General features: G+C 55.8%; 9 protein-coding genes. 2 read left to right on the forward strand and 7 right to left on the reverse strand.

Features of this window, described 5'->3' with window-relative positions; translation table 11 throughout:
- Nucleotides 1–47: 47 nt before the first annotated feature.
- From RTM06_RS08940 to dapA, 5 genes are all read right to left on the reverse strand, one after another.
- The gene (locus RTM06_RS08940) at nt 48–1,979 is read right to left on the reverse strand and encodes a tRNA(Met) cytidine acetyltransferase TmcA (protein WP_312181593.1); all 1,932 of its coding nucleotides are present in this window, start codon (nt 1,977–1,979) and stop codon (nt 48–50) included.
- A 26-nt stretch (nt 1,980–2,005) separates the two neighbouring features.
- On the reverse strand, nt 2,006–2,878 hold the full coding sequence (locus RTM06_RS08945) for a neutral zinc metallopeptidase (protein ID WP_312181525.1): 873 nt from the start codon (nt 2,876–2,878) through the stop codon (nt 2,006–2,008).
- A gap of 174 nt (nt 2,879–3,052) precedes the next feature.
- Nucleotides 3,053–3,766 (reverse strand): phosphoribosylaminoimidazolesuccinocarboxamide synthase, encoded by a 714-nt coding sequence (gene purC / locus RTM06_RS08950; protein WP_061718438.1) that lies wholly within the window; start codon nt 3,764–3,766, stop codon nt 3,053–3,055.
- A 144-nt stretch (nt 3,767–3,910) separates the two neighbouring features.
- Complete coding sequence (bamC, locus tag RTM06_RS08955) at nt 3,911–4,939, reverse strand: outer membrane protein assembly factor BamC (protein ID WP_154181593.1); 1,029 nt, start codon at nt 4,937–4,939, stop codon at nt 3,911–3,913.
- 14 nt (nt 4,940–4,953) lie between these two features.
- Entirely contained in the window at nt 4,954–5,832 is an 879-nt protein-coding gene (gene dapA / locus RTM06_RS08960) for a 4-hydroxy-tetrahydrodipicolinate synthase (protein WP_007884824.1), read from the reverse strand.
- 143 nt (nt 5,833–5,975) lie between these two features.
- Here dapA and RTM06_RS08965 point away from each other — a divergent pair, with 143 nt between their 5' ends.
- Both RTM06_RS08965 and bcp read left to right on the forward strand, forming a co-directional pair.
- On the forward strand, nt 5,976–6,542 hold the full coding sequence (locus tag RTM06_RS08965; RefSeq protein WP_312181530.1) for a glycine cleavage system transcriptional repressor: 567 nt from the start codon (nt 5,976–5,978) through the stop codon (nt 6,540–6,542).
- A gap of 141 nt (nt 6,543–6,683) precedes the next feature.
- Entirely contained in the window at nt 6,684–7,151 is a 468-nt protein-coding gene (bcp, locus tag RTM06_RS08970; RefSeq protein ID WP_008108351.1) for a thioredoxin-dependent thiol peroxidase, read from the forward strand.
- A gap of 34 nt (nt 7,152–7,185) precedes the next feature.
- On the opposite strand, the gene RTM06_RS08975 is transcribed toward bcp, so the two are convergent.
- Nucleotides 7,186–8,259: an AI-2E family transporter gene (locus RTM06_RS08975; RefSeq protein WP_293792706.1), complete on the reverse strand. Its 1,074-nt coding sequence runs from the start codon at nt 8,257–8,259 to the stop codon at nt 7,186–7,188.
- 65 nt (nt 8,260–8,324) lie between these two features.
- The coding region (locus RTM06_RS08980) for a diguanylate cyclase (protein WP_312181533.1) at nt 8,325–8,580 on the reverse strand (256 nt) is incomplete at its 5' end.

An 8,580-nucleotide genomic window follows, 5' to 3' on the forward strand; every position in this document is an offset into this window, starting at 1 on the left:
CGCTACACGCGCAGAGATATCGGGAAAATTTGAACGAGATAATGGATTTATTGCAATGAACGCAGCCGCTGCGCGGCATCGGGATTGAGGTGAATCAGTGCTGCGGCCGCTTCCGATCGCAGCTGGTTAATCAAGGCTTTACGCCCGCTGAGACCGGCACGTTGCGCGGCTTGGGTTAGCGTCTGTTTTTGCAGCAGGATGGCATTCAACAGCGGTGAAGGAGACTGGCGCACCAGTCGCTGTAGCGCCGCGTAACTGGCTTCGAACGGACGCTGCGCCCAGGCAAAACCGGCCAGCAACGTGCAGTCATCGTCGTTGAGCTGCTGGCTGGCATCGCTTGCCAGCGTTAGAGGCAGTTCGATGATATCTCGCAGCCACGGCCAATCCCGCGCCAGGCGCTGCGCTGCCTGCTGTTGTAGAACTTCACCTGCCGCAGATGTTGCCAGCATCGCCATCGCGGCATAGCAGCCGCTGCTGGCTTCGCGCTGCGAGCCAATACGCACCAGCGTAAAACCGCAGGCGCGCCAGAAGTGCCACAAGGATTCGGTGTAGCCGAAACTCACGGAGAGATAATCACAGCCCTGCGCCTGCTGACGTGCGGTGGCCACCAATGTTTTGCCAATCCCACGCTGACGTTGTGACGCCTGCACCGCGATTCGGCTAATGCGCTGTGAGCGCAGCGTCGCCGCCTGCGCGAAACCGGCATGGGCCGCCAGCGATTGCGCCACCAGATTGCCGCGCGGCCGGCGATAACCGGCCCACACCGCATCGGCCAATGGCTGATCTAATCCGCCCTCTTCCACCAGCCACAGCGCGCCAGTTACCTGATCGGCTTCACCTGCCAACCAAAAGCGCATGCCGGGCGCATCCAGCATGCGCCGCAAATCCAGTGGCGAAGTGCGATAGTGCGCGCTGGCAAGCAGGCGATATCCCGCCTCAAGCGCCTGGAGATTGTGTTCTGGTGTGGCGGGATAAATCGCGATCTCACCGCTTACATTGCTCTCCTGCGCATCTTCAAACAGCAATGCCTGGCTGAGCCACTGTTCCAGCGGATCGTTTGGCGACCAGCGCAACGGCTCGTCGAGCTGGAAATAGCGCACATCCGGCAAGGTGGCGCAGAAGCGCAGCATAAAGCCGCGTCCGGTGCCTTCGTAACCTTGCACGGTGGTAATAAGCAGCACGCGCGGGAAACGTTGCACCAGTTGCTGCAGGATCGGCGCGGGAATGGCGGCAGCTTCATCGACAATCAGCCACTGCGCCTGAGGCGGATTTTCCTGCGCGAGGATGGCATCAGGCGCCATGAAACTGAAATACTCACCGGCAAACTCTGCCAGCACCGCCGTGGAGACTTTGGCTGGCGCCGTGACTAAACAGTGTTGATTGCGCTGCGCCAGCATGCCGGCCAACGCGGATTTTCCTCGACCACGCGCGGCGGTGATCACCGCAACGCCATGCGGCATCGCTTCAAGCTGTTCGAGGATTTGCGCCTGCTGCTGCGGCGCCTGACAGCGCCAGTCGGGCAGATGCGTTTCCACGGGATAACGCACCGCTTGATGCTGACGTTGCAACATCACCTGAGCATCTTTGAGTATGAGGAATTGCAGATGGCGGATAAAGTGCGGCGCAGCGATCGGCTCGGCGACATCCCCCCAGCGCAGGCTGTCGGCATCGGTTTGATTGGACCAGCTTTCCCAGGCAGGTGTTAACAGCAGTAACCAGCTGCCCGCGCGTAAGGTTCCGGCCAACGCGGCAAAAGCTTCGGCGTGAAAACCGCTGCGCGCATCGAATATTGCGTGCTGGAATTCACGGCCCAGTAAGGTACGTAAAGCTCCGGGCGCGACGGCCTGCGGGAAATCAGCGCTGTCGCTCACCGTCAGCCAGTCGCCGGGCAGCGCGGTGTGCCAATTTATGCCCTGCTGCTGCGCCCACTCAGCATCACCCGCTATAACGCAAAGGCGGCGAATGCCTGCACGCTGCATCGCCGCCGTTTGTTCAATCAAGGGGATCACTTGCTAGCGAAGGTGTTGCACTGGCCAGGATCGCCGCTATCGAAACCGCGTTTCAGCCAGGTATAACGCTGCTGAGAGGTGCCGTGCGTGAAGCTGTCCGGTACCACGCGGCCCTGACCTTTCTGCTGCAGACGATCGTCACCAATCGCTTCAGCGGCATTAAGCGCTTCCTGCAGATCGCCCACTTCCAGAATGTTTTGCTGCTGCATGTAATGGCCCCAAACGCCGGCAAAGCAGTCCGCCTGCAGCTCCATTTTCACCGACAGTTGGTTCGCCTGCGCCTGGCTCGCGCCCTGCTGCATCTGACGCACTTTAGGCTCAATGCCCAGCAGCTTTTGTACGTGATGGCCGACTTCATGCGCAATCACATAGCCTTGCGCAAAGTCGCCACCGGCACCGAGTTTGTTTTTCATATCATCGTAGAATGACAAATCGATATAAACAGTTTGGTCGGCAGGACAATAAAACGGCCCCATCGCCGATTGGCCGGTACCGCAGTTGGTGCGCGTCGCCCCGCGATACATCACCAGCTTCGGCGGCACGTACTGTTTGTTCATCTGCTGGAACAGCTTGCTCCAGGTATCTTCGGTGGTGGCCAGAATTACCGAGGTGAATTTTGCATCTTCGTTGCTCTGCGCGCTGTTCACCTGCCGCTGCTGCGAAGTGGGCGCGACATTACCGCCGCCACCTTCCAATAGCGCGGTGAGGTCGTAGCCGTAATAGCCGGCAACGGCGACTACCACCAGCAAGATAAGGCCGCCTTTGCCGCGTGGAATGCGGATTTGTCGTCCACCGCCGCCGCTAAGGCCAGGTGAATCATTGCGTCGATCTTCTACGTTGTCGCTCTCACGACGCCCTTGCCAGCGCATGGTCTAACTCCTTTAAACATGTTTGGCATGATTTTAGTTGGCGGCAGCAGGAAGCACCAGTGTTGTCGTTGCAGAACACCGTAGGGTCGGCATTCATGCCGACCTGAACACGCTATATTGCGGGCATAAAAAAGGTCGTCATAAATGACGACCCTACGGGAGTGGTGGACGAACTTAGTCCAGCTTGACACCTAAACGGTGTGCAACTTCTTCGTACGCTTCAACCAGGCCGCCGAGGCTCTGACGGAAACGGTCTTTGTCCATTTTGTCCATGGTGTTTTTGTCCCACAGACGTGCGCCATCTGGCGAGAACTCATCGCCCAGCACCACTTCGCCGTTGAACAAACCAAACTCCAGCTTGAAGTCGACCAGGATCAAACCTGCGTCATCAAACAGTTTGCTCAGCACTTCGTTAGCTTTGAAGGTCAGCTCTTGCATGCGTGCCAGATTCGCTTTGCTCACCCAGCCGAAAGTTTCGCAGTAGGATTCGTTGACCATCGGGTCGTGTTTGGCGTCATCTTTCAGGAAGAGATCAAACAGCGGTGGATTGAGCACAATGCCCTCTTCCACGCCCAGACGTTTTACCAGCGATCCTGCCGCACGGTTGCGTACCACGCACTCCACGGGCACCATCTCCAGCTTTTTCACCAGCGCTTCGTTATCCGACAGCAGCGCTTCCATCTGGGTCGGAATGCCCGCTTCCTGCAATTTGGTCATGATGAAATGGTTAAACTTGTTGTTTACCATGCCTTTGCGATCAAACTGCTCGATTCGTGCACCGTCTCCTGCTGACGTATCGTTGCGGAATTCAAGTACCAGCAGATCCGGATTATCGGTGCTGTATACGGTTTTCGCTTTACCGCGATACAACTCAGCTCGCTTTTGCATCTTGTTAACTCCAAACATGAAAGAACCCGTGTTCAGCGGTGTTTCACCGCGCGCCGATTGCGTGACGCAATCGTTTACTTCGCCGGGCGCTATTATGCCAAATCCAAAACAAAAAGGCCGGAGAATCTCCGGCCCTTTGGCAATTTATTTCAGCGCGCCTTGAATCACCTGCACCAGCGCGTCGTTCTGCGCCTGGGTTAGCACGTGACCTTTCGGATCGATGAACTGCAGACTGCTGCGGTTATCCAGATCGCCAACCTGCAATTTGTAATCGCCGTTTGGTAGCTCTGGATCTTTGGCGCCAATCTGATCCCACACGCCGCTGCCCGGCTGTTTGTAGGTCACTTTCAGGCTGCCCTGCGAACGGTTGTCATCGGTGATTTCCATGCCAACGCGTTTCAGCGCCGCTGGCAAACGCTGCCAGGTGACGTTAAACGGTGCACGCAGAATCAACAGCGGTAAACCGGTGTCATCCGCGCCGCTCTGCACATCAATCTGTCCGGTAGCACGGTTGGCCGCCGCATCCTGGCTGGCAGAATCCACTTTATCCAAACCGGTGCTGATGTCGTTCAACATCTGGCCGGTATAGCGTTGAATCTGTGCCGGAGACGTCACCGCCTGACCAGACTGCTGCAGTTCCAGCAGACGAACGGTCAGCACTTGCTGATAGCTCTGATTCTGTACGCTGATCTGATAGCGACCGCGATACTGGTTATCTTCATCAGCACGGTTCCACTGCACCCAATCGGTAGTCAGCTGTTGGCCAGCATCATCACGTTGCGCGATCGGGAACTTGTACGACTGAACCACACCAACCACTTGCGACCAGATCGAACCACGGCTGCTTTCGACTGCCAGCACGCCGGTATTACCGGTGAACTGTGCACGCGTGCCATTCAGCAGCGCCAGCGGCTGAGCGGGCGGACGAATATCCAGCTCTTTGCCAACCGCGCCTTTCGCCACGCTATGCGGAACATCGTAATCACCATTCTGCAACGGCAGAATCATGCCCGCGGGGGCTTTTAAATCGTGCAGCTCAGGCGCCTGCAGGTAAGATTCATCACCGCTGACCTGGCGCTTATAACGCTGATCGTTGGAACACGCTGTTAGCAGCATCAGGGTGGAAAGGCCCACTACCGTTGCCAGCGTCGAGCGCTTAACTGAATAACTCATTGATTCTCCCTAAATTATCGCAGACCCGCTTTTATCAGCGCTTGCGCCGTTTTCGCCTGACCGGCTTCGGTCAGTGGCGTCATTGGCAAACGCAGCGTGTCATCCGCGATTAATCCTAGCTGTTTTGCTGCCCATTTCACCGGGATTGGATTGGGTTCACAGAAAAGCGTCTGGTGCAGATGCATCAGACGCTGATTCAGGCGACGCGCTTCGGCAAATTTGCCCTGTTGCGCCAAGGCGCAGAGTTCAACCATTTCACGCGCTGCAATGTTAGCCGTGACCGAAATTACGCCTTTGCCGCCCAGTTGCATGGAGTCCAGCGCCGTCGCGTCATCGCCGCTGACGATGATGAACTCATCATTAACCAGCTCTTGGATCTGTGAGATACGCGATAAGTTCCCGGTGGCTTCTTTGATTCCGATAATATTTTTAATTTCGGCTAAGCGCGCAACGGTTTCCGGCAGCATGTCGCAACCGGTACGCGAAGGAACGTTATACAGCATCTGCGGCAGATCGGTACTTTCCGCAATGGCTTTAAAGTGCTGGAACAGGCCTTCCTGCGTCGGACGGTTGTAATAAGGCGTGACCGTCAAACAGCCCACGACACCGCTGCCGGTAAAGCGTTTGGTCAGAGAGATGCCTTCAGCAGTGGCATTTGCGCCGGTGCCAGCGATAACCGGAATACGGCCATCCGCCAGTTCCAGCGTTTGCATAACCACATCACCGTGCTCGTCATGGCTGAGCGTGGCAGATTCGCCGGTGGTGCCAACAGAAACAATCGCCGCGGTGCCGCTGGCAACATGATAATCAATCAGTTTTTTCAAACTCTCGCGGCAGACATTACCTTTTTCATTCATTGGCGTAATGAGCGCAACAATACTTCCGGTGAACATGGGCTATCCCCTCGACAAACAAGTGCCTCATGTTACGTTTTACATTGAAAGAAAAGCAAGCGAGCCACGCCATTCCCGCGCTTGTCAGCAGTTTTTTTTATGTTTACCTTATAGTTATTAGCGAACGTACAGGAAATGCCATTTTGTCGCAGTCACAGCCTCACCATCTGGTGATCACCGCACTGGGCGTTGACCGTCCGGGTATCGTCAATACCATCCCCCGCCACGTCAGCAGCTGCGGCTGTAATATCGAAGACAGCCGTTTGGCGATGCTGGGCGATGAGTTCACCTTTATCATGCTGCTCTCCGGTAGCTGGAATGCGATTACCCTGATTGAGTCGACGCTGCCGATGAAAGGGGCCGAGCTGGAACTGCTGATTGTGATGAAGCGCACCAATGCACGCGTCACGCCTCCGATGCCCGCCACCGTATGGGTGCAGGTTGAAGTGCCGGATTCACCGCACATCATTGAACGCTTTACTGATTTGTTCGATAAACATCAAATGAACATCGCCGAACTGGTCTCGCGGATTCAACCCGCTCAGGACGACGTTGCGCCCACGCTCTATATTCAAATGACGGCACACAGCCCGGCCAATCAGTTCAGTGCGCCCATCGAGCAGGCTTTCAATCAGCTGTGCGAAGAACTGCATGCACAAGGCTCAATTCGTCTTTATAGTGTGACCGACGATGCTGACAGCACCGTTTAATCAGGCTCCGGGTTATTTCGCCACACACTCTGCCGCTGCGGCAAACCGTGTTGTGAAATAACCCTGACGGTAAACACCACCTGGCACTTTTGCTCTTGATGGTGTATTACCCACAGCATGTAGAAAAAATGGAGAGTTGTGATGAATCCACTGAAAGCCGGTGATACCGCACCGAAATTTAGCTTGCCCGATCAGGACGGCGAACAAGTAAATTTGGCCGACTTCCAGGGACAGCGCGTTCTGGTCTATTTCTATCCAAAAGCCATGACGCCGGGTTGCACCGTGCAGGCTTGCGGACTGCGCGACAACATGGATGAGTTGAAAAAGATTAGCGTTGAGATTTTGGGTATCAGCACCGATAAGCCCGAGAAACTGTCGCGCTTTGCCGATAAAGAGCTGCTGAACTTCACGCTGTTATCGGATGAAGATCATCAGGTATGCGAGCAGTTTGGCGTTTGGGGTGAAAAAACCTTTATGGGCAAAACCTATGACGGCATTCACCGCATCAGCTTCCTGATTGATGCCAACGGCAAAGTTGAGAAAGTGTTCGACGATTTCAAAACCTCCAACCATCACGACATTGTGCTGGATTATCTGAAATCAGCCTGATGTAAACGGGTGCGCAGGTCGCACCCGTTTTCTTTTATTCGGTGCGCGGCTCCTCGAGCGCCGGGGTTTCTGGCCACGCACGCACCACCGCTTTCACCAGCGTCGCCAGCGGAATTGCAAAGAACACGCCCCAGAATCCCCACATCCCGCCGAAAATCACCACCGACAAAATGATCACCAACGGATGCAGATTGACCGCTTCCGAGAACAAAATCGGTACCAGCACGTTACCATCTAGCGCCTGAATCACCAGATAAATGGCGATCATGGTCCAGAAATCGCTGCCCAATCCCCACTGGAACAGCCCAACGCCAATCACCGGAATGGTCACCACCATTGCGCCGATATAAGGAATCAGCACCGAAATACCCACCAACACCGCCAGCAGCAACGAATAGTTGAGGCCCAGCAGCAGGAACGCCAGCCAGGTGACAAAGCCCACCGCCACCATCTCCAGCACTTTGCCGCGAATGTAATTGGTGATCTGCTGATTCATCTCTTGCCACACCACGCCCGCCAAACCGCGATTGCGCGGCAGCACGCGACGTACCGCATTCAGCATCTGCTCTTTATCTTTTAGCAGGAAGAACACCATCAGCGGCACCAGCACCAGATAGATCATCAGCGTCATCAAACCCACCAGCGATGCTAGCGAATACTTCACCAGCGATTCGCCGAGGCCGGTAAGACGGCTACGTAAGTTTTCGACGATGATATCGATGATGCCGGCATCGACCAGCGCCGGATAACGCTTCGGCAGCTCAGCAGCAAACACATAGAGCTTATTCAGCATGTTGGGCAGGTCGCGCGTCAGGTTGATGCCCTGTTGCCACGCCACCGGCGCGACAATCAGCACCATCACCAGCAAGATACCGGCAAACACCACCAGCACCGCGCTGGTCGCCCAGGTTCGGCTGCAGCCGACGCGCTGCAAGCGCACCGTTGGCCACTCCAGCAGATAAGCCAGCACTAACGCCACTAACAGCGGAGCCAGCAAACCGCTGAGGAAGAACAGAATGCAAAACGCCGCCAGCAGAATCACTAGCAGCCCGATAGCCTGCGGATCGCTGAAGCGGCGTTTGTACCATTGATAAAGCAGAACGAGCATTTTTACTTCCAGTTGAACGTAGGGTCGCCATTCATGGCGACCGATTGATAATTTGATTGAGGGGATTAATGCGTAATGCTACTGACCAACGCATCCTGACCGGAGATCATCACGCAGTTACGTCCGGCATTTTTCGCCTGATAGAGCGCGGCATCGGCCTGTTTAAGACTCTGCTCCTGCGTACCACTTTCCGGCTGCCAGTCGGCAATGCCCACCGACAGCGTGACATTGCCGACCTGATCGATCCAGTTTTCCGCAATGCTGACACGCACACGTTCAGCCAGAATGCGCGCATCCTCAACCGAGGTCGCAGGCAGCAGC

Source organism: Pantoea sp. CTOTU46764 (genome assembly GCF_031974595.1).
Taxonomy (GTDB): Bacteria; Pseudomonadota; Gammaproteobacteria; order Enterobacterales; family Enterobacteriaceae; genus Pantoea; species Pantoea trifolii.

Excerpts from the sequence above, each read along its gene's own strand:
- purC (WP_061718438.1), bottom strand. The coding sequence starts at position 3,766 with ATGCAAAAGCGAGCTGAGTTGTATCGCGGTAAAGCGAAAACCGTATAC.
- bamC (WP_154181593.1), bottom strand. The coding sequence starts at position 4,939 with ATGAGTTATTCAGTTAAGCGCTCGACGCTGGCAACGGTAGTGGGCCTT.
- bcp (WP_008108351.1), top strand. The coding sequence starts at position 6,684 with ATGAATCCACTGAAAGCCGGTGATACCGCACCGAAATTTAGCTTGCCC.
- dapA (WP_007884824.1), bottom strand. The coding sequence starts at position 5,832 with ATGTTCACCGGAAGTATTGTTGCGCTCATTACGCCAATGAATGAAAAA.
- RTM06_RS08975 (WP_293792706.1), bottom strand. The coding sequence starts at position 8,259 with ATGCTCGTTCTGCTTTATCAATGGTACAAACGCCGCTTCAGCGATCCG.
- RTM06_RS08940 (WP_312181593.1), bottom strand. The coding sequence starts at position 1,979 with ATGCAGCGTGCAGGCATTCGCCGCCTTTGCGTTATAGCGGGTGATGCT.
- RTM06_RS08945 (WP_312181525.1), bottom strand. The coding sequence starts at position 2,878 with ATGCGCTGGCAAGGGCGTCGTGAGAGCGACAACGTAGAAGATCGACGC.